We start from the raw sequence: 23,877 nt of genomic DNA, 5'->3' as shown, positions 1-23,877 counted from the left end.
CCGTCGCTAATGTTCCGCGAGCGCGACGGCTTGCGGATGCCAGCGGCGCAGCGCCTCGACCGGACCCGGTGCCGCGAACAGGAAGCCCTGGAAACTGGTGCATCCTCGCTCGATCAGCGCGGCGCGCTGCTGTTCGGTCTCGACGCCTTCGGCCACCACGTCGAGCTGCAGCTGGCGCGCAAGCGTAACGATGGTCTGCACGATCGTTCCCGCGTTCGGCGTGACGAGCATATCGCGCACGAACGAGCGGTCGATCTTGAGCTGGGTGAGCGGCAGGTGTGCCAGGTAGCTCAGCGACGAATATCCTGTCCCGAAATCATCCAGCGCCAGACCGATGCCCTTGGCTTTCAACAGGCGCATCTTCCCGGCGATGTCGTCCACGTCCGCAAGCAGCATGCTTTCGGTCAACTCCAGTTTCAGCAGGCGTGGAACGGCACCCGCGGCGGACAGGGCCGCCAGCACCCGCTCCACGAAGTCGGGCCGGCGCGCCTGACGCGCGCTGATGTTGACGGCCACCGTCAACATGCGTGTCGCTGCATCGCCCTGCCAGGACGCAAGCTGGCGGCACGCCGCCTCGAGAACCCAGTCGCCGATCTCGACGATCAGGTCGGATTTCTCGGCCTGGCAGATGAATTCGGCAGGCCCGACGACGCCCTTGCCGGGCCGCAGCCAGCGTACCAGCGCTTCGACGCCGACCATCCGGCCACCCTGGTCGAACACGGGCTGGTAGTACAGGACGAACTGGCGCGCGGCAAGGGCATGGCGCAGGCCGGCCTCGAGGACGACGCCCTGGTCGGCCGCGACCTGCATGGCGGGGTCGAACAGGCGAGCCGCATTGCGGCCGACTGCCTTGGCTTCGTACATGGCCATGTCGGCCTGCTTGATCAAGTCGTCGACGGAATGCGTGCCGGCGCCGAACATGGCGATGCCGATGCTCGGCGTGCTGCGGATGTCGTGGCCGTCGATCGTGTGCGGCAGTCCCAGCGCATGCAGGATCTTGTCCGCGACCCGCTGCGCATGCCGCGCCGCTTCGCCGGCGGAACTGCCCAGGCCCTCGAGCAGCACGACGAATTCGTCGCCGCCCAGACGCGCCACGGTGTCGGTATCGCGCGTTGCGTCCTGGAGGCGCATCGCCACCCGCTTCAGCAGACTGTCGCCCGCTTGATGGCCAAGCGTGTCGTTCAAGCTCTTGAAGTTGTCGAGATCGAGGAACAGCACGGCGCCGAAGGTCCGGGCGCGATCGCTCTTGGCCAGGGCCTGCTCGATCCGGTCCAGCAGCAGGCGGCGGTTGGGCAAGCCGGTGAGGCCGTCATAGAACGCCAGCCGGACGATCTCGGCTTCCGCCTGCTTGCGTGCGCCGATATCCATGTACGTCCCCGCCAGCCGAATGGCGGCGCCGGCGCCGTCGCGTGCGACGACCTTGCCGCGACTGAGCAGCCAGATCCATTGTCCACCATGGTGCCGCATGCGGTACTCCACGTCGTAGGCTTCACCCTGGATAGCGGCCCTGCGACGCGCCCGCTCGACGCCGGGCCGGTCTTCCGGATGGACCTGGTCGAGCCAGCGGCCGTCCATCGGCGCGTGGTCGAAGGCGGTATAGCCGAGCATGGCAAGGCCGCGTACGTCGAGTTGCACGCGGTCGGTCTGCAGGCACAGTTCCCACAATCCCAGGTTCGCCCCATCCAGGGCGAGCTCGATCCGTTCGGCGCCTGCGATCCGTTCGGCTTCGTGCCGGTGGCTGATGGCGTTAAACCGGCGACGGCGCCGCTGGCGCAGGAATAGCACGATACTTCCGGCTGACGCCAGTACCATCCAGGCCGCGCCGCACATCCACAAGGAGCGCCGCCATGGTGCACGTACGGCCGCCATGCTGCGGCTGACGCTGACGACCAGCGTCCGGTCGAGCCGGAGCGCGCCGGCATCGACGGTTCGCTGGGCCACAAGTCGCAGCTCACCTCCCTTGCCGAGCGGGCCCTGCATGACCGTGCTGGATGCGCCACTGCGCAGATGGCGGACATAGAACGCCGTGTGCCCGGGCGCATCGTACACGGGCAATTGGCGGTCGTACGGCACGAACAGCAGCCGCGTGCCGTCGTCGCTGGTGACCGCGCTCGTCATGTCGGGAGCATACAAGGCCGAGCGCATGGCGACGTCGAAGTACTGCGGGTCGAGGATGGCGACCAGCACCTGGCCGCGCCCGGCGCCATGGGCGGCCAGCGGCAAGGTGGCACGCACCTCAATGCCCGGATGGCCAGGCTCGATCGACGCCGACAGGTACATGATGTCGGGCGAGACGGCGCGATGAAGGTCCCCAAGAAAACCGCGGCTCGCCTGCGCGGGCTCGCCGGGCTCCGCATCGGCGAACACGACATGTCCGCCACGCTCCACCAGCATCAGGACGCGCACGCCGGGCATCGCGCCGCGCAGGGCATGCATCGCCGCATGCTGACAGGCGGTCGCGCAGCCGTCGTCGCGCTGCAGGATGGTGGCGCGCACGTCGCCGAGCACGCTGCGTACGGCGCCCATCTGGCGCACCAGATTGTGGCCGATAACGGTCGTCTGCCCCGTCATGCGCTGCTCCTCCTCGTGCATCGCGTCCTTGCGCTGGGACCAGATCAAGCCTGCGCACAGCAGCCCGACGGCCGCGACGAGGACCGTCCAGCCCAGCCATTCCCTGAAGTCATGTCGACCGGTCCCGGGTTCGTCATTTGTTTCGCGCCTCATGAATACCTCTCGTCATTGCGCGTCAGACGGCCCGTGGGGCCGGCGTGACGCAAGGATCCGCCGTCGTAACGATCGGCGCAGTGGAAACAACCGGTGCCGCGAACAGCAGTGTGGCAAGCAGGATGCAGCGCTCAACGCGCGCATCACCACGCCTCACTATAGGCCTTATTTATCGATCGATAATCTTTTTCGCTTGGGGAACAGCTTTGCGCTGAGTGCAATGAATTCACGCGATCAACAGGACTACAATTTGCCCATCGAATCGCTACCGGCCACGAGAATGCGTCGACAGTGGCCGCGAGCGTAGATCCGATTCGCCAGGAACATCCAATCATCGAGGAACACCAAATGCATACACCTGTCAAACACGCTCCGGATATCTCTCCGGGCATGGTCCGCCTGCTTGCCGTCTCGGCCGGCCTGATCGTCGCCAACCTTTACTATGCCCAGACGCTGGTCGGCCCGATCAGCGCCGCCACCGGCCTGTCCACGCAAGCGGCCGGCCTGATCGTCACGTTGACCCAGATCGGGTATGCGCTCGGCCTGCTGTTCATCGTGCCGCTCGGCGACCTGCTGGAAAACCGCAAGCTCGTCTTCACTGCTCTCCTCGCCACCGCCGCAGCCCTGGCCGCCGCGGCCTTCAGCACCAACGCCTGGCTGTTCCTGGCCGCTTCCCTGGGCATCGGCCTGGGCTCGGTGGCTGCGCAGATCCTGGTACCGTTCGCGGCCCACCTGTCACGCGAGGAAACGCGCGGCCAGGCCGTGGGCAAGGTCGTCAGCGGCCTGCTGCTGGGGATCATGCTGGCCCGTCCCGCAGCCAGCCTGATCGCCGACCACGCCAGCTGGCACGCCGTGTTCGGCGCCGCCGCCGTGGCCGTTCTGGTGCTGGCATTCGTTCTGCGCAGCAAACTGCCGCAGCGCGTGCCGACGCACAAGCTGTCGTACGGCCAGTTGATCGGCTCCCTGTGGCATCTGCTGGCGACGACGCCCGTGCTGCGCCGCCGCGCCGCCTACCATGCCGGCCTGTTCGGCTGCTTCAGCCTGTTCTGGACCGTCGCGCCGATGGCCCTCGAAGGCCCGCAATTCCACCTGTCGCAGACGGGCGTCGCCATCTTCGCCCTGGTCGGCATGGCCGGTGCCGTCGCTTCGCCGGTGGCGGGACGCCTGGCCGACGCGGGCCATACGCTGCCGGCGACGGCCGCAAGCCTCATCCTCGGCATCATCGGGTTTGCGCTGCCGCTGTACCAGCCGGACTCGCGCCCGCTCGCCATCGGCGTGCTCGCCGTCGCCTCGATCATCCTGGACATGGCAGTGGCCGCGAACCTGGTGCTGGGCCAGCGCGCCATCTTCAGCCTGGGCGCGGAAGTGCGCAGCCGCCTGAACGGCATCTACTTCGCGCTGTTCTTCGCCGGCGGCGCACTGGGCTCGGCAGCGGGCGCCTGGGTGTATGCCCACTACGGCTGGACTGCCGCGTTGTTCACCGGCATGGCCTTCCCCGCCGCGGCCCTGCTGGTCTGGCTGGGCGAATTGTTCGGCCGTCCGCAAACCGCGGGCAAGGTGGCTTGAACCGGCACGACGGCGCGGGCATCCGCCACGCGCTGCTTCTCCTCGGGAGCACAGCATGAACCACAACCTGGCGCCGCGCGCCCTGATCATCGGCGGTTCCCTCGGGGGACTGCTGGCCGCCACGACGCTGCGGGCCATCGGCTGGCGCGTCGACGTGTTCGAACGCTCCCCGCATGCGCTGGACAGCCGTGGCGGCGGCCTGGTGTTGCAACCCGACGTGCTGCATGCTTTCCATTTCGCCGGACTGCAGCTTCCGGGCACGCTTGGCGTGGAATCGGGCGATCGTATCTTCCTCGACCGCATGGGCAACGTCGTGCAACGCGGCTGGCAGCCGCAGACGCAGACCTCGTGGAATATGCTGTACGGCGTCATGCGCGACGCGGTGCCGGACGAATGTGTCCATGCCGGCGAAACGCTGGTACGGATGGAACAGGCAGGCGGCCAGGTACGCGCCCATTTCGCCAGCGGTCGCGTCGAAACCGGCGACCTCCTCATCGGCGCCGACGGTGCCCGTTCGACGGTGCGGGCCCAACTGTTGCCCGAGGTCCACCCTTCCTACGCGGGCTACGTGGCGTGGCGCGGCCTGGTGCCCGAGGAAGCGCTCGAGCCACGCGACCGCGCGCTGCTGGACGGCGTGTTCGCGTTCCAGCATGGCGCCGGCCATATGCTGCTGGAATACGGCGTGCCCGGCCAGGATGGCGACACCGCGCCTGGCCGGCGGCGCTGGAACTGGGTCTGGTTCCGCACGGTCGACGAGGATCGGCTGCCCGCCTTGCTGACGGACCGCGACGGCAAGCCGCATGCATTTTCTCTGCCGCCGGGCGCGCTGCCCGATGCGCCCGCGGCGCTGTTGCGCGCCGATGCCGACGCCATGCTTGCGCCGCCGTTCCGCGCCCTCGTCCACCGCACGGCCGAACCCTTCATCCAGGCGATCCTCGACCTCGCGGTCCCGCGCATGATGTTCGGCCGCACCGTGCTGCTGGGCGACGCCGCGTTCGTGCCGCGCCCGCACACCGCCGGCGGGGCCGCCAAGGCCGCCGCCAACGCACTCGCGTTGGCGCAGTCCCTACAGCGTACCGACCTGCCGATCGAACAGCGGCTGCGCGAATGGGAAATGCTGCAGTTACGCGGCGGCCGCGCCATGACGGATTGGGGGCGGCGCATGGGCAACCAGATCATGGGCATCGACGGCTGGGAAGGTTCGTGACGCTATCGATCCATGCAGTGGTGCTCTGCCCCCCGCAGCAGCGGAAGCATCTTACGCCGACATGCCGCCATCGATGACCAGTTCGGCGCCGCCGACGTACCTGCTTTCGTCCGAAGCAAGGAACAGGGCCGCCGCCGCCACCTCGTCGGGATTGCCCAGGCGCCTGGCCGGTATCTGCGCGCCCAGCGTCTGCCGGACCTCCTCGCTGGCCTGGTCGAACATCGGCGTATCGGTGGGGCCGGGACTGAGCGTGTTGACCCGGATGCCGCGCGGCGCCAGCTCGGTGTTCCAGGTGCGGGCGTACGCGCGTACGGCGGCCTTGCTGGCGGAATAGCTGCCATAGCCGGGATTCGCCATATTGCCCGCGATCGAGCCGATCAGGACGATCGCGCCGCCCTCGCCCATCTGCCGGACCGCTTGCTGCACCGTGAACACCATGGCGCGCACGTTCAGGCCGAAGGCGCGGTCGACATGCTCCTCCGTCGTCTCGTCCAGGCTCGCGTGCTCGGCCACGCCCGAGGAGTTCACGAGGATGTCGAGACGGCCGGCCCGGGCCCGGATGGTCTCGAACAGGCGGGCGCGGTCGGCGGCGCTGGTGAGGTCGCCGGCGACTGCCTCGACCCGGCCGCCGATCTGCGCAACCGCCTCGGCCAGCTGCGCTTCGCGCCGGCCCGTGATGAACACATGGGCGCCTTCCTGCGCGAAGCGGCGTGCGACCGCGAGACCGATGCCGCTGCCGCCGCCCGTCACCAGGGCGATTTTTCCTTCGAGTTTCAACATGGCTGCTCCAGATAAAAGGTGGACGGCCGATGATACATTTCGTATATTTGGTGTCAATTACGCACCTTATCTACATTAGATATACGAAAGGAAACCACATGGCGACCGATATCGCGGCGCTGCTCGCCGAGATCAACAGCACGCGCCCCATCCTGGAACAGGTGGCGAACAAATGGTCGGTATTGATCCTGACGGTGCTGTGCACGGAACCGGCGCGCTTCAACGCCATCAAGCGCAGGCTCGATCCGATCACGCACAAGGCGCTGACGGAGGCGCTGCGCCGGCTCGAGCGCAACGGCCTCGTCAGCCGTCGCGTGATCGCCTCCTCACCCGTGGCGGTCGAGTACGCGATCACGCCGCTGGGACGGACGTTGCAGGATCCATTTACTGCCCTGGTGAGCTGGGCCAGGCAGCATGGCGGGGCCCTCGAGCGGGCGCAAGTGGATTACGACGGCCGGGGCGCCGACGACCTGGCCGCAGGAACGCGGTCGTGACCGGACACGTGTGAGAACGACGATCGACGTCGGCGCCGGAAGGACTGGTCCCGGCGATGTCGAATAGAATTTCCGTCGACGCGCCAGGCCTGCTCAGCCCGGTAACTTTGCCGCGAGAACGTCGATCTTTTCGATCGACGGCGGCGTGGCGAACAACTCGCCCGCTTTTTCCATGAGCGCGGCGGCGACCTGGCCGGACAGATGCGCTTCCCTTCCAGCCTCATCGGGAAACGCGTCGAAGATGCCGAACGTCGACGGTCCCAGGCGCAGACCGAACCATGCCGTGGTGGCTGGCTCCGCCTGGACGAGAGGAAGACCGCTCAACAGAAAGCGCTCCACGTCTTGCTCTATCCCTGGCTTGGCTTCCAGACGCACGAACAACGCGAGTTTGACCATGATGTATCTCCTGTCATTCATTGGAAATCGTTCACCCCCATTCCAGCGTGTCCGATGCCCTGAGGACCGGACCGCCACCATGTGCGGCGAAGCCTCCTTCTTCGCGTGTCGCGAACCAGTCTATCAGCAAAGGACCGACATCGAATCAGCGCCGCGCGTCCCGAACGGGGTCCGGTGACGCAGCGATGACCTCGTCCGATTGCTCACTGCGCGGCAATTTCGGCAGATGAGGCGTCCGACAGCATCGCATCGGCGATGTCCATCATCGCGCGCAGGCGGTCCATGTGCCGCAGGTCGTGATGGTAGCCAACCCAGACGTCCCTGCCCGGCGGCGGTTCCGGCGTGTCGATACGCTGCAATCCGGCGGTGGCATCGCCCAGCGGCCTGGGCAGCACGGCGATGCCGAGGCCGCGCACGCACATCCGGGCCTGGACGGCCCGGCTGGTGCTGGTGAACGCGCGCCGCGACTGCGGGAAGCGATCGAGCAGCCATGCGACGTCGGGAAAATGGGACTGGGCCGTGTTCATGAGGATCAGTCCCACCGATGAGGGATCGTTCCGCATGGCGGACACCGTGTCGGGCGCGCCATACAGCCCGTAGGGAATGTGCATCAGGCGGCGCTGGACGATGTCCGGCTCGCTGAACGGCACGATGCGAAAAGCGACGTCGGCCTCGCGGCGCGCCAGGTTCAACAGGCGGTAGCTGGCGATCACCTCCGGCACCACGGCCGGATGACGGCGCGACAGTTCGGCCAGGACGGGGGCGAGTACATAGCCGGCAAACCATTCTGCCGCGGAGATCTGCAAGATGCCCTCGAGGCGCCCGTGGTTGCCCGCCAGGCGCCGCTCCATGGCCAGCGCGGAATCTTCCATGGTTTCCGCCAGCGTCCGCACGGCGTCCCCGGCGTCCGTAAGCACCAGCCCCTCCTTGGTGCGGCGAAACAGCGGCTGCTCCGCCTCGTCCTCGAGCGCCTTGATGCGGCGCCCTACCGTCGGATGGCTCACGCCCAGTGTCCGCGCGGCCTCGCCGAAGGAGCCGCTGCGCAGTACCGCGAGAAAAATCCGAACGTCGCTCCACTCCATGGTCGGTCCCGTACAAAAATGTACGTGAAATATACATCGATGGCAGTTCACAGACAACGCTGTACGCCGCAAGATGAGGCCCATCGACGCTAGCCCGGCTCGGGCCAGCCTCATTCGCAAACCGACGCACATCGCTTGACAGGGAACCGACGGGTTCCTCCAGGAGGCCCCATGTCACGACATCATTCCGTCCCACCCGAACCGCGCCGCTGGGCGATGTTCGCCATCCTGCTGGTCGGCTCCTTCCTGCCGCCGCTCGACTTCTTCATCGTCAACGTGGCGCTGCCTTCCATCCAGGGCGACCTGGCCACGTCGTCCTCGGCCGAGCAGCTGGTCATTTCCGCGTATGCCGCGCTGTACGCGGTGACGCTGATCACCGGCGGTAGACTGGGCGACCTGTTCGGCCGCAGCCGCGTGTTCTTCCTCGGCCTGATGGGATTCACGGCCGCGTCGCTGCTGTGCGGCATCGCCTGGTCGCCCTGGGCCCTCGTCGCCGGGCGCGCCCTGCAGGGCATCACGGCCGCGGTCATGGCGCCCCAGGCGCTCGCCTCCATCCAGGCCATCTTTCCGGAATCCGAAAAGCCGCTGGCGCTCAGCCTGTACGGCGCCGTGTTCGGGCTGGCCTCGGTCATCGGTCAGGCGCTGGGCGGCGTCCTGATTGCGCTGGACCTGTTCGGCATGGGATGGCGCGCGGTCTTCCTCGTCAACCTGCCGGTGGCGATCCTCGTGGTCCTGTTCGGCATCCCCCTGTTGAAACGGACCGCGGAGCGAGGCCGGGGCAGGCTGGACCCGGGCGGCATGGCCCTGTCGATGCTGACGCTGGCGCTGCTGATCGTGCCGCTGATCGAAGGCCGCGAGGCCGGCTGGCCCTGGTGGTCCTGGCTGTCGCTGGCTGCTGCGCCGCTGCTGGCCCGGTTCTTCTGGCGCTACGAACGCCGGCTCGCGCAGGCCGGCGGCGCGCCCCTGCTCGATCCCGCGGCCCTGCGCGCGCCCGGACTGGGCCGCGCCCTGCTGATCGCCCTGTCCTTCTATGCGATCGGTTCCTTCTTCCTGCTGTTTTCCGTCTATCTGCAGAACGCCCTGCACGTCAGCGCCCTCGATGCCGGCCTGGTGTTCCTGCCGTTCGGCGCCGGCTTCCTGCTGGGGCCCCTGGCCACTCCGTCTTTCCGCCGGCACCTCGGCGAGTGGGTGAATCCGGTCGGCATGGCGCTGGAAACCGCGGGCTTCCTCGGCCTGGCATGGCTGGTGTCCGCGACGCCGGACGGCATGGCGCCGGCCTCCACCCCGCTTGCCGCCCTGCTGTTCTGCATCGGCTTCGGACAGGGGCTCGGCCTGCCGACGCTGATGAAGATGATCACGGGCCGCGTGGCGCCCGCCTACTCCGGAATGATCGCCGGCATCGCCAGCTCGACCCTGCAGGTCAGCACGGCGCTCAGCGTGGCCCTGATCGGCGGGATCTTCTATACCGTCCTCGGCGGACGGCACGACCCGGCGGCGATCGCGCACGCCTTCGTCGTCGCCGCCCTGTGCATCGCTGCCTGCCTCGGTGCCGGTGTCGTGCTTGGCACGACGCTCGCCCGCCGTCCTGTCGCCAGTGCCGCGCAAGGCCGGGTTTCCGGCGCTTGATCCACGTTTTTTTTCAACGGCGCCTGCAGGCGCCAGCACAGGAGTGACACGAAATGACTTCAAGCAACGAACGCGTGACCGTCTACGTCTATTACCGGGGCACGCCGGACACCCGATTCGACCGCGATTACTACACCAACCACCACCTGCCGCTGTGTATGAAAGCCTGGGGACAGTACGGCCTGCTCAGTTGCCGGGCCTTCTACCCTGCCATCGACGAGGACGGCACGATCGCGATCTGCGAGAGCGTCTATCGCGACGAAACGGCCGCCAACGCCGCGTTCGGTTCTCCGGAGCTGCGCGAGGTAATGGCGGATGTGGCCCGGTACACGGACGCAACGCCGATACGTGTGCGTGGCTTGCCGCTGTAGCGAACGGCAGTCATCGAAGCCGTTCCCCATCAGGTGCGCATGAGGCAGTAGTCCCCGTCAATGTGGACAGTGCTTCGAATCAGGGGCAGGGTATCGAGCCGATCGAATAACCCATTGTGTGCGCGGTAACAATCGTCTCGGCCGTAGGCAACTTCAGTGACGATAGATCGACTAGCGGAAACAGCATGTCGTACGGCACACGGTCGCAGCGCTCGCCTTCGCCTGACTGGCATATCCTTACGCGAACCAGCCGAATGCAACTTGCCCCGTACGGGTCAGCCAGGCAGTTGAGCCTGTTCCGAGCCGGACACGATGGCATTGTCGTGATCAACATTGGTGTGATGGCTCCACTTGAAACATCTCGCGAGAGCGACAGGTAATCGATTCGAATATGGTCCGGGCTGACGGGCTTACCTAGAATCAGATTTCCGTCTGCGCCCACGACCATGGCTTGGCGCCGAATCCTGTCCAGCGTGTCCGGGTCAAAGGCTGACGTGGCGGCTGCGGCCGCTGCGCTTCGGGTCACCGCGTGCAATGTATTGATGACATACATCGCGCGGGCGAATTCGAGCATGCCGAAAACAATCCCGAAGAACGTAATGATCAGCAGTGAGACCTCAATGACGACTGAACCACGGTCAAGGCCCGTCGACCGATAGCGAAGTGCAAGCGACTTTTTTCTAAGTGCCGACATAGCGAATGGTTACTGGAATAATGATGCTGAATGGACTGCTACGAAACAGAACCGGATCTGCAATGGTCAGGATCGCGGAGATATACACGACGGCCGGTGTCGCCGAATCGTTGCAGGTACGGATTGCAATCACCGTGGAATTTGCCGAAACCTTGTACCCGCAATAAATTTCAGGGTCTAGCGTGGTGTTCGGCGTGAGTTCCGCTGCCTCTTTGCTGATGATGTAGCGAGCTACTTGAACAGCGCCCTGGCTTTTTATCTCGGACAGAGGCGCAACAGACATGTAAAGCGTGGCGTCGTGCAGCACCTTCTGGGCGACCGTGTATTGCCAGAAAAAATTCGTCAGGTAGTAAGCAACCGCGACGAGTGGGACGATGATAAAAGCAATAATCACCGTCAGCTCAACAGTCACAGAGCCGCTTTCGCGCACTGGACTTCCGAAGGAATGGTTTTTCATCTGAAAAGAGTCACTTGTCCCGCGAGTAACGGCTCGGGCCGTAGACCGGCAAACTCTGCGAAGATCGACGTTTCCGTCGCCGGGACTGTCATAAAAAACTTCCCTATTGCAAGCACATTCGCCATGACAGGGCCGCTCGTCGATACTGGACAGTGCAGCAAGGGGACATTAAGGACGCGGCGCTCTGCTATCCCCTTGACACCGTCGGATGGCGACAAAGTATTCGACGTATAAGGAGTAGACGGGTAAGTACTTCCCGATTTGACTGACGGCGGCCCTGGCTTGTAAAGATTCGCCCAATCCGACGTGCTGAATGTTGAATAGCCTACCGAGGGTTCGGACACACCCTCCCGGTAATCTGCATATTTTGCCGCCTTCGCGTAAAGCCACAAAGGCCCGTAGAGATCGGGAGTCGTCGTCAAGGGCACGTCTTCTGGCGGAAGATCCGCGATCGTGGCCAGTCTTCTATTAGCCGTTACCCCCTGTGCCGATTGCCCTTTTGGCACCACACTCAACCAGGGGAGTGCGGTGGAAAAAGTGTAGGGTTTGACGTTCGTGTCGGGCGGTGCAGTGGCCGATGTGCACGGGGTGGTATATGTCCCGAAGCGCGAGTTCAATTGCTGATAAACAGAAGCGAGCGGGAAGCCGCCCTCCACCGTTATTTTGCCCTCGCCTAAAGTTGGAAGTGCCAGAGTGCCAGTACATACGAAGGGCTTGATGATATCGAGCCGATTGATGATGGACGTCCCTAATGAGCCCGGCGCAGCGATAGGGTTGACCAGGTAGTTGGCGCCCGCACTATTGCTGTCCGGGTTCAATGCCATCAAGTCGTAGCTTACCCCCCTGCGAAAGCCATACTCCACCAGCTCGGTTCCCCGGGAATCGGCACGCTTGTCGGACATTGCACAGATCGCTAGCGGCGTGACACCGATGGACTTGCGTCCAGCGATGGCAGTCCCTCCTACATGAAACGATGCCGGAACCGAGGGAAGTACTTGCAGGAGCGAAGTGCCCACGTCTCCATGTCGCGCAGCCAGCCGGTTCGTGTCGACTTTCGCAAAAAACAGCTTGGCCGCAGTGCCAGGGGCGACCGCCCCAACTGCATCTGTCCAACCGGTGTCTCCAGCACTCGCGCCAAAACTGATCGCCGCATCGTCCCACTCGATGCCTGCCCCGCTATAACTATACAGACCGGTTGCTGCCGCATCGGCCGCTGCAGTCATGGCCTTTTGAATACCAGCATCAGTTCCGTTCAGTTGACTTGCGGCGGCAAGAGCGACCGAATCGGCGACCGTCTGCAGCTCTACCTTGCGGTTGTAGATCATGCTCAAGGCAATCGTAAAACCAAAGAACGCCACAATGATGAGTATCAGCGGCACGATCATGATTGCGAAGATTCCATCTTGAGCCCGTGATGGATGCGGGGATTTTCTTGGGTGCGTCGTCTTCTTCGCCGGCGGCAAGTTAATGTTTTGATCGACCTTGTGCATTCCCGCCCCGCCCTAAATTTCGCTGATCAAATCGAAGATTTCCTTCGAAAAGTCTAGAGCAGCGCTCGCTGGAAAGCTTGAGATAGTGCAACATAGGAGCAACGCTACGCGCTATGGATGTACCGCTGTTGACGCGCAGTTTAACGCTGTACACATCTCGTACAACAATAAGTTCCGTCCACAGCTCCTTTTGGCGAATGAGATTTTGCGCGAGACGTGCACGACAGCGGGTGGACTTGTTACATGGGTGGCATGGCCAACAACTTAAGCGACCGACATGGTCCACGGAGCTGGCGCTCCGGTCCCGCATCCTCGCAGCAAAGCATGTCGCGAAAGCGACCTGCTTCAACCACGCGGCCATGGCACCGCATCAAATCGGAGCTCGGCGGCCTGAGTCCTGTCGAATATCGACTCAGGGCACGCACTTCTGTCACCTGCTCACTGCTTCGTATTGCTCACAAACGCAATCCGCTTCCCATCCGGCGACCAGCTCGGCACGTTGAAACTCCCCTGTCCCCCGTATAAGTAGGCGATCACCCTCGGCTCGCCACCTTCGACCGGCATTTCGCGCAGGTAGACGTGGCGGTAGAACGGGTGGTCGTAGGGATCGACATCGTCCATGAAGGTGATGAACACGATCTTCTTCCCGTCCGGCGACACGTGCGGGAACCAGTTGTTGTAACGGTCGAAGGTCAGCTGGACGGGGTTCTTGCCATCCGCGGACATGCGCCATAACTGCATCAGCCCCGTGCGATTTGAATTGAAATAGATGCTCTTGCCGTCCGGGCTGTATTCGGCGCCGTCGTCCAGTGCCTGCGTCTTCGTGAGCTGGGTTTCCTTTTTCGTCGCGATGTCGATCGTGTACAGGTTCAGCACCTTCGGCTGATTCGCGCGCATGGCCGGGTCGCGTTGGCCGGTGAAGATCATGCGGGTGTCGTCGGGCGTAAAGCCGTGCAGGTAGGAGTGGCCCTGGTCGGTATCGGTGATCAGCGTCGCCTTGTCACTGCCTTCGATCGGCACCGTGTAGATCGTCGAATAATTGCTGCCGTCCGGGCGCTTCACGTGGCTGGACAGGCCGAGCAGCCTGCCGTTCCAGGACAGCACGTGGTCGTTGTTATTGTTGGTGGCGATGCCGGTCTTGATGACGGACGCCTTGCCGCTCGCGATATCGAAGCGGTGCATGAGTCCCTTCGCATTGTAGACGAGGGCACGGCCGTCGCGCGTCCAGTTCGGCGCCTGCAGCGAATCCGGCGAGCGGTGCACGATGCGGCGATTGTGCGTGTCCATGTCCATGATCTCGATATCGCTGCCGAGATAGTCGCGATATGGCACGAGGCCCTTCCAGGCCGGCACGACGATGCGCACGTTCGACGCGGTGACGGTCTCGTAGGCGTCGGGATTGTGCGCGGTGACGGCCAGGCCCACGTAGACCTTGTCGCCGAACTTCACGTGCGACACGCTGGTCACCTGGAACGGTTCGCCGAAACGCGCTGCACTCATGATGAAAACGTCGCCGCGGCGCTCCAGCTGGATGACGTCCGGCGCATTGACGCCCATGCGGTATTCCTCCGTGTCGGCCCCGTCCTTTTCCCGGAACTGCAGCGACGTGAGGCCGTCGCCGTGGACGGCCGCCACCACGTGCGCCGCGCTGTTCGACAGGTTGGCGCGCACGTCCCAGCCGATCTTGCGGTGCGGGTCTGCGCCCTTGCCCTCGAACGCGACGCGCGCGGTCACGATGAAGTCGCCCTGCATCTGGTTGTACGCGTAATGCATCTGGTCGTCGGCGAACCAGGTGTTCTTGCCGGAAGCGCTGATGCGGTATTGCTGGAGCTTGTCGTCGTAGCTGACGGCGCCGGTGTGCTTGACGGCGCCGATGTCCTGGTGGGCGGCGAACTGGCCGATGGATTCGGCCGAAGCCAATCCGGCGGCCAGCAGTGCGCCGGTCGCGACGAGCGCGGAAAGAGGTGTTGGCATTGCGTCTCCGTGGTGATGTTGAGTTGTTATGAAAAGCCAGAAAATCGTCCGGCATGTCGCGTTTGGGGTCAAGAGGCATTCGTAGAAGGAATTCGGCAATGTGAATGCCGCTTGCCGATTTCATTACAAACTCATCCGATTTCCTGACATTTTGGCGCGTCGGCCGGCGCTAGAATGTCCGCAGCCTGCCACGACAACGATAACGCGAGGAGACACATGAGCAGCGAGACCAGCACCTATTCCCGCAGACGATTCCTCGGACAGGCAGGCGGCGCCCTGCTGGCGTCCGCCCTGCCTTATGCCGCGCTCGCGCAACATCGCTCCGCGAACGACCGGATCCAGGTCGCCGCGATCGGCATGGGCATCATGGGTTTCAATAATTGCGGCACGACGGTCAAGGTGCCCGGCGTGAAACTGGTCGCGGCCTGCGACCTCTACACGGGGCGCCTGAAACGTGCGAAGGAAGTCTACGGCAACGACCTGGTGACGACCCCGCACTTCGAAGACATCCTCGACAACAAATCGATCGATGCCGTCATCATTTCGACGACCGACCATTGGCACGACAAAATCGCCATCGCAGCCATGAAGAAGGGCAAGGCCGTGTATTGCGAGAAGCCGATGGTGCACCGGCTGGAAGAAGGCTTGCCGATGGTCGCGGCCCAACAACAGACGGGCGCCGTCTGCCAGGTCGGGAGCCAGCGCGTCAGCTCGGCTACCTATCTGAAAGCGAAGGAATTGTACGAGGCGGGCGCCATCGGCCAGCTGGTGATGGCGGAAGCATTCTGGGACCGCCAATCGGCAAACGGCGCCTGGCAATACTCGATTCCGCGCGACGCGTCACCGCAGACGGTCGATTGGAATCGCTTCCTCGGCGACGCGCCGCGCCGCGCATTCGACGCCGAGCGCTTTTTCCACTGGCGGAACTACCAGGATTACGGCACCGGCATCGCCGGCGACCTCTTCGTGCACCTGTTCTCGGGCCTGCACCTGATTACCGGCTCGCTCGGACCGACCCGCATCTACACGTCCGGCGGCACGCGCTACTGGAAGGATGGACGCGACGTGCCGGACGTGATGGCCGGCGTTTACGACTATCCGGCGACCGCTCAATCGGGCCCGTTCAACCTGCAGGTGCGCGTGAATTTCATCGATGGTGGCGGCGGCGGCGAACAGATTGCGCTCGTCGGCACCGAGGGAAAGATGATCGTGCGCGGCAATTCCGTGGAGGTCCTGCGCAGCAAGATGGCGCAGGCGCCGGGCTTCGGCAGCTGGGACAGCTACAACACCTTCGACAAGCAGAACCAGGAAGACTTCAAGGCCTGGTACGAGCAGCACTACGCCGGCCAGACATCGAAGAACGAGACCAGCCGTTCGGAATGGAAGGCGCCTGCTGGCTACAGCGACCACTTCGACCACCACGCCAATTTCTACAATGCGATCCGCACCGGCGGCAAGGTGAAGGAGGATGCGGACTTTGGTTTCCGCGCGGCCGCCGCGGGGCTGGCATCGAACAAGAGCCTGTTCGAGCAGAAGATCGTGTTATGGGATCCGGTGAACATGAAGCTGGCGGGTTGACGACACTACAGCGTCAGCACCGCGGCGTCAGCACCGCGGCGTCGGAACCGCGGCGTCGACGCCTGCACGCGCACCACGTCCGGTGGCCGCGCTACACTGCCCGGATACGCTACTGCTTGGCCGGTTCCAGCTCCCGCACCCACGCATTCCTGAAGCTGACCGGATGCCGGTGGTCCTGCAGCTTGATGGGCGCACGCCCGTGCTTCGTGTACGACGGCTTGCCGATGTACACGGTCTCCCCGCGCAGTGCCACGTGATTCTGTACCAGCACGCCGTTGTGCAGCGCCGTCACGTACGCGGGTGACGCCAGCGAGCCGTCGTCGGCAAAGCGCGGCGCCGTCCAGATCACGTCATACGTCTGCCATTCCCCGGCGCCTGCGCACGCGTTCACCAGCGGGATCGACTGCTTGTAGATGCTGGCCGCCTGTCCGTTCACGTAGGTCTTGTTGTTCACGCAGTCCAGGATCTGGAGTTCGTAGCCGCGGTCGCCCGTTCCCGTGGAGGCAAGGAACAAACCGCTGTTGCCGCGGTCCTGGCCCGCGCCCTTGATGTCGGCCGGGATGCGCCATTCCAGGTGCAACTGGTAATCGCCGAACTGGCGGCGGGTCTGGATGTTGCCGCTGCCGGGGCGAACGGTGAAGACGCCGTTGGCGACGGTCCAGGGGGCGGGTTTGTCGGGCGCAGCGGTCGACACCCACTCGTTCAGGTTGGCGCCGTCGAACAGGACCACCGCATCCGACGGCGCGCGCGTGGCCGTGGCCGGGGTCACACGCGTCGGTTCCGGACTCCAGACCTCGGTCTCCTCCGGTTTGGTTTGTGCTTGAGCACCGATGGAACACAGCAGCATGGCCAACAGGCCGGCCGTGCGAGCGCGATAGGTGAAGGTCATTCGCATGTCTCCTTTGTTGAAGTTCTTTACAACATGATATAAATCGAGGAGGCAGGCAAAGTCAATCTCCATATTTCGCCCGGATGCCACCATCGTGCCGGCCACGCTGGTGCTGCATTGGACACTGAGGATATTCATCGACCTATACGCCATCGACCTGCCACAGCTGCTTGGCCATGTCGCGGATGTCGAAGGTTGGGCAATTGGGCATGGCGGCATCATCGTGACGGCTACCGCGCCAGCAGCCGCCGCAATTGCGCTTGCTGGTAAGCGCCGAAGCCCTCGCTGAACAGGGCGCGGATCAGCGGATCGTCGACCACGTCGGCCTGCGCCAGGGCGTCCTCGGTCGCGGCATCGAAGACGGCGTCGTTGATGCGCAGGTACATCGAACTCAGGGACTCGCCCTGTTCGAGGGCGGCGTACAGCTTGGCGGCGGAGACCTCCGTGGTCCAGCCCAGCGGACCGTCGTCGTCACTGGTCGCCAGCGCAGCGCCGTCTTCGAGCCGGTAGCGCCATTGCGTGCATGCGCCAGCATGGTCGTGGATCGACAATCGCCAGACGCGCGCGCAGTCGAAATAGTCGCTGGCGGCTTCCGTGCCGGCGTAGCGCTCGGCCAGTTCGACGCGGCAAAAATCCAGCACGCGCGCCGACTGCTCCGCTGTCAGCGCCGGGAAACGACGGGCGATCACGGACGTGGAAGGCGCATCGCCATTGCCTTCGTAGACGTAGTCGACATCCTGGTCGCCGACCGGGATCACCCAGGTCAGTGGCGCCGCCGGGCGCAGCCCGTCGGCATCCAGCGCCATCGACCTGGACGGATCAAGGCGCATGACGCGCGCTTGCGGCAGCGCTGCCTCCACCTCGCGCGCGAAATGGGCATACGATATCGGAAAGAAGGCGCGGTTGTACCATGACCAGGGTTCGAGCACGAACTGGCAGGAACTCGGCACGACAAAGCGCGGCGCTAAGGCGCGCAGCTGGTCCAGCCACTCTTGCGGCAGCGCGGCCGGTGCCGGCGCCGCGCGCGTCGGCGCCAGCACTTCGATCTCGCGCATCGTCTGGAAGGGCCACAGCACGAGGTCCCACGGCTTTTGCGCAACCAGGCAGGCGAGCGTCGCATCGTCGATCCAGGAATCGACCACGTTGAGCACGTTCATACCCGCGGCCTGGACCTGGAACATCGAGTCGACATCCGCATCCATCGCTTCGCGCGGCGTGACGGCGAATGGTCCGACCCGTACGGGAGCGTCCAGGTGCAGGCGGTGCACATCGGTGAAACCGAGCTGGCCCAGCATGTCGAACAAGGCGCCGAAGATGCAATAGACGTAGAGCGGCGTCGCACGGTCCAGCAGGTCGAGGCTGTCGAGCGAGCAGTGGTCGTCGTGGAAATGGGAAATGAAGACGGCATCGAAGCGCTGGCGCCGGATCGCGGCGGTGTCGAAACGCACGTCGGGAAAAGCGTGGCAATTGCGGCTGAACGGGTTTTCGAAAATGGTGTCGAAGGCGATGCGCACGCCCTCGCATTCGAACACATAGCCGGCGTGCAGAATACGCGATATCGTCAAGGCGTGCATGGCTGGGCTTTCCATCCGGGCGTTTACACCGATGAATGCATAAAACGAAACGGGCCTCACATGAGGCCCGCGCGCTTATTACTTGGAGGCGAGGACGGGAGTCGAACCCGTCTAGACGGCTTTGCAGGCCGCTGCATAACCGCTTTGCTACCTCGCCCGAGGTGTCTGACGATGCTGATGTGGCGGGTTAGCGGACCACATCGACACGGGAAGGAGCTTCCCTGAAATCTGGAGCGGGAGAAGAGTCTCGAACTCTCGACCTCAACCTTGGCAAGGTTGCGCTCTACCAACTGAGCTACTCCCGCATGGAGTTACTGCACACTACGCCACAATATCGAACCGGTACTGCTTTCTGGAGCGGGAGAAGAGTCTCGAACTCTCGACCTCAACCTTGGCAAGGTTGCGCTCTACCAACTGAGCTACTCCCGCTTAGGAGCACGACCATTCACATCGCAAAACACTGGAGCGGGAGAAGAGTCTCGAACTCTCGACCTCAACCTTGGCAAGGTTGCGCTCTACCAACTGAGCTACTCCCGCATTGGAGTCTTACTATGTCGCCTAGCACATCTTGCGATGCTTGGAGCGGGAGAAGAGTCTCGAACTCTCGACCTCAACCTTGGCAAGGTTGCGCTCTACCAACTGAGCTACTCCCGCGTCGCTAGGACTATCGATTATCTCAGATTTTTGACTACTTTCCAAGACAACCTTTTTTGTTCCGTACTACGGCAAACGCTGGAGCGGGAGAAGAGTCTCGAACTCTCGACCTCAACCTTGGCAAGGTTGCGCTCTACCAACTGAGCTACTCCCGCTTCGTTTCGTTTGCTGCAATGTCTCGCAACAGGCAGGCATTATAGAGATGCTGAGCTATGTGTCAAGGATGACTTGTCATCAATCCATGACGCCGGACTTCTCCTTGATGAGCGGCCAGGCCTTGCGCAGGTAATACAGCATCGACCAGACGGTCAGTACGCCGGCGATCCACAGCAGCAATTCGCCCGCCAGGTGAGTGTCGAAGCCCGCGAACAGGGGGTCGTGGAACAGCAGCAGCGGGATCGCCACCATCTGGGCGGCCGTCTTGATCTTGCCGAGCGAGCTCACCGCCACCGACTTGCGCGCGCCGATCTCGGCCATCCATTCGCGCAGCGCCGAGATGGTGATCTCGCGGCCGATGATGATGAAGGCGATGATCGCGTTCACCCTGCCCAATTGAACCAGCACCAGCAGCGCGCCGGCGACCATCAGCTTGTCCGCGACGGGGTCGAGGAAGGCGCCGAAGGCCGAGGTCTGGTTCCAGCGCCGCGCCAGGTAGCCGTCGAACCAGTCGGTGACGGCGGCGACGATGAAGACGAGCGTGGCGGCCAGGTTGCGGTCGGCCGTGTGCAGCCAGTGGTCGGGAAGGTAATACACACCGACGACCAGCGGAATCAGCGCGACCCGCAGCCAGGTGAGGAAAATCGGAATATTGAAGGGCATGAGCAACTCGAGAATGCCGGGCCTGACAAGTGGCCCGTGAAGCTTGCGTGCGCGCCTACCGCGCGCCGCTAGTCTACATGGCTCTTGCCATTTAAACCAGTTGAGCTCTGCGGTGCGGGTGCACGCGTGCGCGTCGTACATATGAAGGTAAAACGGCGTCAGCCCTACGGCCTAATTTTGCAAGCGCACAAGCAGCGCAGGCGAAATCGGGCCCCTGCCTGCGCAGGGGCGACGTGCATGCACCGTTCAATGCAGCTGGCGATAAATCTCTTCCGCCAGCGTGCTCGAGATGCCTTCGACCGACATCAAATCCTCGACGCTGGCGTCGATGACGCCGCGCAGGCCGCCGAAGCGCGCCAGCAGCTTCTGGCGGCGCTTGGCGCCGATGCCTTCGATCTCCTCCAGGCGCGAGGCCTGGCGGGCCTTGGCGCGCTTGGCGCGCATGCCCGTGATGGCGAAGCGGTGGGCTTCGTCGCGGATCATCGCCACCAGCATCAGCGCGGCCGATTCCTTGCCCAGTTCCTGCGGCTCGCGGCCATCGGCGAAGATCAGGGTTTCCAGGCCCACGCGGCGGCCCTCCCCCTTCGCTACGCCGACGATGTTGGAGACGTCCAGGCCCAGTTCCGTGAACACCTGGCGCGCCATCTCCACCTGGCCCTTGCCGCCGTCGATCAGGGCGATGTCGGGCATCACGCCGTCGCCGTTCGCCACCTTCTCGTAGCGGCGCATCAGCACCTGGCGCATGGCGGCGTAGTCGTCGCCGGGCGTGATGTCGTTGATGTTGTAGCGGCGGTATTCGCCGTTCTGCATCTGGTGGTGGTGGAACACGACACACGAGGCCTGCGTCGCTTCGCCGGCCGTGTGGCTGATGTCAAAGCACTCGATGCGCAGCGCCTCCAGGTCCTCGCTGTCCAGGCCCAGCACCTCGGCCAACGCGCGCGTGCGCGATTGCTGCGAGCCCTGTTCGGACAGCAGGCGCGCCAGCGAGATCTCGGCGCCCTTCTGCGCCAGTTCCAGCCACTGGCGGCGCTGGCCCTGGGGCTGGAACACGAGGTTGATGCGGTGGCCGCACTGCTCGGTCAGCGCCACCATCAGCTCGGGCTGGTCGAACTCGATGTTGAGGATCAGCGTGCCCGGCACGAACTTGTCCGCGTAGTGCTGGGCCAGGAAGGCGGCCAGCACGTCGACTTCGATCGGCGTGTCTTCCAGCGTCTCGCCGATCGCCTCGGCCACGTGGCTGGGGAAGTAGGCGCGGTCGCCCAGGTGGCGGCCGCCGCGCACCATCGCCAGGTTGACGCAGGCGCGGCCGCCCTGCACCACCACGGCGATGACGTCGACGTCGGCGTCCGACGTCGTCTCCATGCTCTGCTGGTGCAGCACGCGCGACAGCGCCTGGATCTGGTTGCGCACGGCGGCGGCCTGCTCGAACATCAGGTTCTCGGCATAGCCCACCATCTTGCCCTGCAGCTCCTCCAGCACCTCGCTCTGGCGCCCGCGCAGGAATTTGGCGGCGTTGTCGACGTCGCGCTTGTAGTCTTCCTTGGCCACCAGGTCGACGCAGGGACCGCTGCAGCGGCCGATCTGGTGCAGCAGGCAGGGCCGCGTGCGGTTGGCGAAGACGCTGTCCTCGCAGGTGCGCAGCATGAACACCTTCTGCAGCAGCTGGATCGATTCCTTGACGGCCCAGGCGCTCGGGAACGGCCCGAAGTACTGGCTCTTCTTGTCCAGCGCGCCCCGGTAGTAGGCCATGCGCGGATAGTCGCCGCCGGACAGCTTCAGGTAGGGATACGACTTATCGTCGCGGAACAGGATGTTGTAGCGCGGCTTGAGCGTCTTGATCAGGTTGTTTTCCAGGATAAGCGCTTCGGCCTCGCTGTGCGTGACCGTCGTTTCCAGGCGCGCGATCTGGCTCACCATCATCGCGATGCGCGGGCTCGACAGCGTCTTCTGGAAATAGCTCGACACACGCTTCTTGAGGTTGCGCGCCTTGCCGACGTACAGCACCTTGTCCTCGCCGTCGAAATAGCGGTACACGCCAGGCAGGTCCGGCAGCTTGGCGACCGTCGCCAGCACCTGTTCGCGCGCCGCCTCGCTGGGGCGCACGGGAGATTCCGCATCCTTCGTCATCGTGGCAATCAATTCCTCTTTCAATGCCTGCCAGGCGTCGGGCCGGGCCCGGGGCGCCGGCGGCCTGGCGGCAGGCGTCCTGCGTTTCTGCTGCTTCGCTACGGCTACCGCAACTGCGATTACTAATTTTGTCACTTCCGCATCCTAAGGCGCGGACGTGTCCTCCGGCGCTTGGGTCACGATGACGAAGGCGACCCCATAGTCGGCTTCGTCGCTGATAGTCACCTGCGCGCTCAGGCGGTGCGTCCGCATGAATTCGTCGAGCGCCCCACTGCATTGGATGATCGGCTTGCCGCTCGGGGCGTTGAGCATCTGGGCCGAGCGCCACGTCATGGGCATGCGCATGCCCAGTCCGATGGCTTTCGAGAACGCTTCCTTGGCCGAGAACCGGGTGGCCAGGAAACGCAGCCCGCGCACCTCGTTCTTGGCGCGGCGGGCATGGTATTTGACGAGCTCCTCGGGGCCGAGGATCCGTTCGGCGAAGCGCTCGCCGTTGCGGTCCAGCGCCGCCTGCACGCGCGAGATCTGGACGATGTCGGTACCGATCCCGTAGATCATCATCAGGTTTCCGCCTGCGGGTTGCCCAGCGAGACGCCCAGGCGCGCATCGACCATGATCGCCTTCATCTCGCGGATCGCGTGCTCCCAGCCCACGAACAGGGCATGCGCGACGATCGCGTGGCCGATGTTCAGCTCGTGGATCTCGGGGATCGCGGCGATCGGCTGCACGTTCGTGTAATGCAGGCCGTGGCCCGCGTTCACGCGCAGGCCATGCTTGACGCCGGCGTGCACGCCCAGCCGGATGCGTTCCAGCTCGCGCGCGACCTCGTCCTTGTGCTCGGCCTCGGCGTAGCGGCCCGTATGCAGCTCGATGACGGGCGCGCCGACGGCGGCGGCGCAGGCGATCTGGGCCTCGTCGGCGTCGATGAACAGCGAGACGCGGATGCCCTCCCCCTGCAGCTGGCGGATCGCGGCCTCCACTTCCTTCTGGTAGCGGATCACGTCCAGGCCGCCTTCGGTGGTGACTTCCTCGCGCCGTTCCGGCACCAGGCACACGTCCTGCGGCTTCACGGTGCAGGCGAAGTCGATCATCTCCTGCGTGACGGCCGCTTCCAGGTTCATGCGCGTGACCAGCTGCGGGCGCAGCGCGATGACGTCGGCGTCCTTGATGTGGCGGCGGTCCTCGCGCAGGTGCAGCGTGATCAGGTCGGCGCCGGCCTGCTCGGCCAGCAGCGCGGCGCGCAGCGGGTCCGGATAGGTGGTGCCGCGCGCATTGCGCACGGTGGCGATGTGGTCGATGTTCACGCCCAGGTCGATGACGGGGCCGGCGGGTTGCAGGAAGCTCATGGTGGCTAGGCTTTCGTTAAAACTGGCGG

The 23,877-nt window shown here is 64.4% G+C and carries 20 protein-coding genes and 6 tRNA genes; 6 read left to right on the top strand and 20 right to left on the bottom strand.

The genetic code is table 11. The features are described from left to right. Positions 1-6: 6 nt before the first annotated feature. The gene (locus ACI1V7_RS04145; RefSeq protein ID WP_404530474.1) at positions 7-2,724 is read right to left on the bottom strand and encodes a putative bifunctional diguanylate cyclase/phosphodiesterase; all 2,718 of its coding nucleotides are present in this window, start codon (positions 2,722-2,724) and stop codon (positions 7-9) included. A 348-nt stretch (positions 2,725-3,072) separates the two neighbouring features. Here ACI1V7_RS04145 and ACI1V7_RS04140 point away from each other — a divergent pair, with 348 nt between their 5' ends. Both ACI1V7_RS04140 and ACI1V7_RS04135 read left to right on the top strand, forming a co-directional pair. Beyond that, entirely contained in the window at positions 3,073-4,290 is a 1,218-nt protein-coding gene (locus ACI1V7_RS04140; protein WP_404530473.1) for an MFS transporter, read from the top strand. A 55-nt stretch (positions 4,291-4,345) separates the two neighbouring features. Next, positions 4,346-5,497 (top strand): FAD binding domain-containing protein, encoded by a 1,152-nt coding sequence (locus ACI1V7_RS04135; RefSeq protein WP_404530472.1) that lies wholly within the window; start codon positions 4,346-4,348, stop codon positions 5,495-5,497. Between the two features lie 51 nt (positions 5,498-5,548). Here the strand turns inward: ACI1V7_RS04135 and ACI1V7_RS04130 are convergent, their stop codons facing one another. Further along, entirely contained in the window at positions 5,549-6,277 is a 729-nt protein-coding gene (locus tag ACI1V7_RS04130) for an SDR family NAD(P)-dependent oxidoreductase (protein ID WP_404530471.1), read from the bottom strand. A gap of 98 nt (positions 6,278-6,375) precedes the next feature. Between ACI1V7_RS04130 and ACI1V7_RS04125 the strand changes: the two genes are divergently transcribed. Further along, a complete protein-coding gene (locus ACI1V7_RS04125; RefSeq protein ID WP_404530470.1) occupies positions 6,376-6,771 on the top strand; it encodes a winged helix-turn-helix transcriptional regulator in 396 nt (131 codons plus the stop codon). A 93-nt stretch (positions 6,772-6,864) separates the two neighbouring features. On the opposite strand, the gene ACI1V7_RS04120 is transcribed toward ACI1V7_RS04125, so the two are convergent. Together ACI1V7_RS04120 and ACI1V7_RS04115 are read right to left on the bottom strand one after the other, a co-directional pair. Next, the gene (locus ACI1V7_RS04120; RefSeq protein WP_404530469.1) at positions 6,865-7,167 is read right to left on the bottom strand and encodes a putative quinol monooxygenase; all 303 of its coding nucleotides are present in this window, start codon (positions 7,165-7,167) and stop codon (positions 6,865-6,867) included. 203 nt (positions 7,168-7,370) lie between these two features. Beyond that, the gene (locus ACI1V7_RS04115) at positions 7,371-8,249 is read right to left on the bottom strand and encodes a LysR family transcriptional regulator (RefSeq protein ID WP_404530468.1); all 879 of its coding nucleotides are present in this window, start codon (positions 8,247-8,249) and stop codon (positions 7,371-7,373) included. 171 nt (positions 8,250-8,420) lie between these two features. Between ACI1V7_RS04115 and ACI1V7_RS04110 the strand changes: the two genes are divergently transcribed. Beyond that, entirely contained in the window at positions 8,421-9,875 is a 1,455-nt protein-coding gene (locus tag ACI1V7_RS04110; RefSeq protein ID WP_404530467.1) for an MFS transporter, read from the top strand. Between the two features lie 53 nt (positions 9,876-9,928). Next, complete coding sequence (locus ACI1V7_RS04105; protein ID WP_404530466.1) at positions 9,929-10,246, top strand: EthD family reductase; 318 nt, start codon at positions 9,929-9,931, stop codon at positions 10,244-10,246. A 79-nt stretch (positions 10,247-10,325) separates the two neighbouring features. Here the strand turns inward: ACI1V7_RS04105 and ACI1V7_RS04100 are convergent, their stop codons facing one another. From ACI1V7_RS04100 to ACI1V7_RS04085, 4 genes are all read right to left on the bottom strand, one after another. After that, positions 10,326-10,940: a TadE/TadG family type IV pilus assembly protein gene (locus ACI1V7_RS04100; protein ID WP_404530465.1), complete on the bottom strand. Its 615-nt coding sequence runs from the start codon at positions 10,938-10,940 to the stop codon at positions 10,326-10,328. Further along, on the bottom strand, positions 10,927-11,397 hold the full coding sequence (locus tag ACI1V7_RS04095; RefSeq protein WP_404530464.1) for a TadE/TadG family type IV pilus assembly protein: 471 nt from the start codon (positions 11,395-11,397) through the stop codon (positions 10,927-10,929). The genes ACI1V7_RS04100 and ACI1V7_RS04095 overlap by 14 nt, the downstream gene beginning before the upstream one ends. Continuing rightward, positions 11,394-12,887 carry a TadE/TadG family type IV pilus assembly protein gene (locus ACI1V7_RS04090; protein ID WP_404530463.1) on the bottom strand — a complete coding sequence of 498 codons (1,494 nt, stop codon included), beginning with the start codon at positions 12,885-12,887 and terminating at the stop codon, positions 11,394-11,396. The genes ACI1V7_RS04095 and ACI1V7_RS04090 overlap by 4 nt, the downstream gene beginning before the upstream one ends. 438 nt (positions 12,888-13,325) lie before the next feature. Further along, positions 13,326-14,861, bottom strand: coding sequence for a TolB family protein (locus ACI1V7_RS04085; protein ID WP_404530462.1), 1,536 nt, complete (start codon positions 14,859-14,861; stop codon positions 13,326-13,328). A 216-nt stretch (positions 14,862-15,077) separates the two neighbouring features. Here ACI1V7_RS04085 and ACI1V7_RS04080 point away from each other — a divergent pair, with 216 nt between their 5' ends. Next, positions 15,078-16,439: a Gfo/Idh/MocA family protein gene (locus tag ACI1V7_RS04080; RefSeq protein WP_404530461.1), complete on the top strand. Its 1,362-nt coding sequence runs from the start codon at positions 15,078-15,080 to the stop codon at positions 16,437-16,439. A gap of 109 nt (positions 16,440-16,548) precedes the next feature. Here ACI1V7_RS04080 and ACI1V7_RS04075 read toward each other — a convergent pair whose 3' ends face one another. From ACI1V7_RS04075 to pdxJ, 12 genes are all read right to left on the bottom strand, one after another. Further along, entirely contained in the window at positions 16,549-17,328 is a 780-nt protein-coding gene (locus tag ACI1V7_RS04075) for a 3-keto-disaccharide hydrolase (RefSeq protein WP_404530460.1), read from the bottom strand. 230 nt (positions 17,329-17,558) lie between these two features. Continuing rightward, on the bottom strand, positions 17,559-18,902 hold the full coding sequence (locus tag ACI1V7_RS04070) for an MBL fold metallo-hydrolase (RefSeq protein ID WP_404530459.1): 1,344 nt from the start codon (positions 18,900-18,902) through the stop codon (positions 17,559-17,561). 83 nt (positions 18,903-18,985) lie between these two features. Further along, a tRNA-Cys gene (locus ACI1V7_RS04065) sits at positions 18,986-19,059 on the bottom strand. Positions 19,060-19,131: 72 nt separating this feature from the next. After that, a tRNA-Gly gene (locus ACI1V7_RS04060) sits at positions 19,132-19,207 on the bottom strand. Positions 19,208-19,255: 48 nt separating this feature from the next. Beyond that, positions 19,256-19,331, bottom strand: a tRNA-Gly gene (locus tag ACI1V7_RS04055). Positions 19,332-19,363: 32 nt separating this feature from the next. After that, a tRNA-Gly gene (locus ACI1V7_RS04050) sits at positions 19,364-19,439 on the bottom strand. Between the two features lie 41 nt (positions 19,440-19,480). Further along, a tRNA-Gly gene (locus ACI1V7_RS04045) sits at positions 19,481-19,556 on the bottom strand. A 79-nt stretch (positions 19,557-19,635) separates the two neighbouring features. Next, positions 19,636-19,711 (bottom strand) — tRNA-Gly (locus tag ACI1V7_RS04040). Positions 19,712-19,790: 79 nt separating this feature from the next. Next, complete coding sequence (gene pgsA, locus ACI1V7_RS04035; protein ID WP_404530458.1) at positions 19,791-20,375, bottom strand: CDP-diacylglycerol--glycerol-3-phosphate 3-phosphatidyltransferase; 585 nt, start codon at positions 20,373-20,375, stop codon at positions 19,791-19,793. Between the two features lie 246 nt (positions 20,376-20,621). Then, positions 20,622-22,502 (bottom strand): excinuclease ABC subunit UvrC, encoded by a 1,881-nt coding sequence (gene uvrC, locus ACI1V7_RS04030; RefSeq protein WP_404530457.1) that lies wholly within the window; start codon positions 22,500-22,502, stop codon positions 20,622-20,624. Positions 22,503-22,646: 144 nt separating this feature from the next. Then, a complete protein-coding gene (gene acpS, locus ACI1V7_RS04025) occupies positions 22,647-23,060 on the bottom strand; it encodes a holo-ACP synthase (RefSeq protein ID WP_404531536.1) in 414 nt (137 codons plus the stop codon). A gap of 2 nt (positions 23,061-23,062) precedes the next feature. Beyond that, the gene (gene pdxJ, locus ACI1V7_RS04020; RefSeq protein ID WP_404530456.1) at positions 23,063-23,848 is read right to left on the bottom strand and encodes a pyridoxine 5'-phosphate synthase; all 786 of its coding nucleotides are present in this window, start codon (positions 23,846-23,848) and stop codon (positions 23,063-23,065) included. Positions 23,849-23,877: the final 29 nt, after the last annotated feature.

Origin of the sequence: Massilia paldalensis, from assembly GCF_044901715.1 — a bacterium.
Classification (GTDB): domain Bacteria; phylum Pseudomonadota; class Gammaproteobacteria; order Burkholderiales; family Burkholderiaceae_D; genus Telluria; species Telluria paldalensis.
The sequence above is the reverse complement of the archived record's forward strand: the minus strand, read 5'-3'. Positions and strand labels throughout refer to the sequence as shown.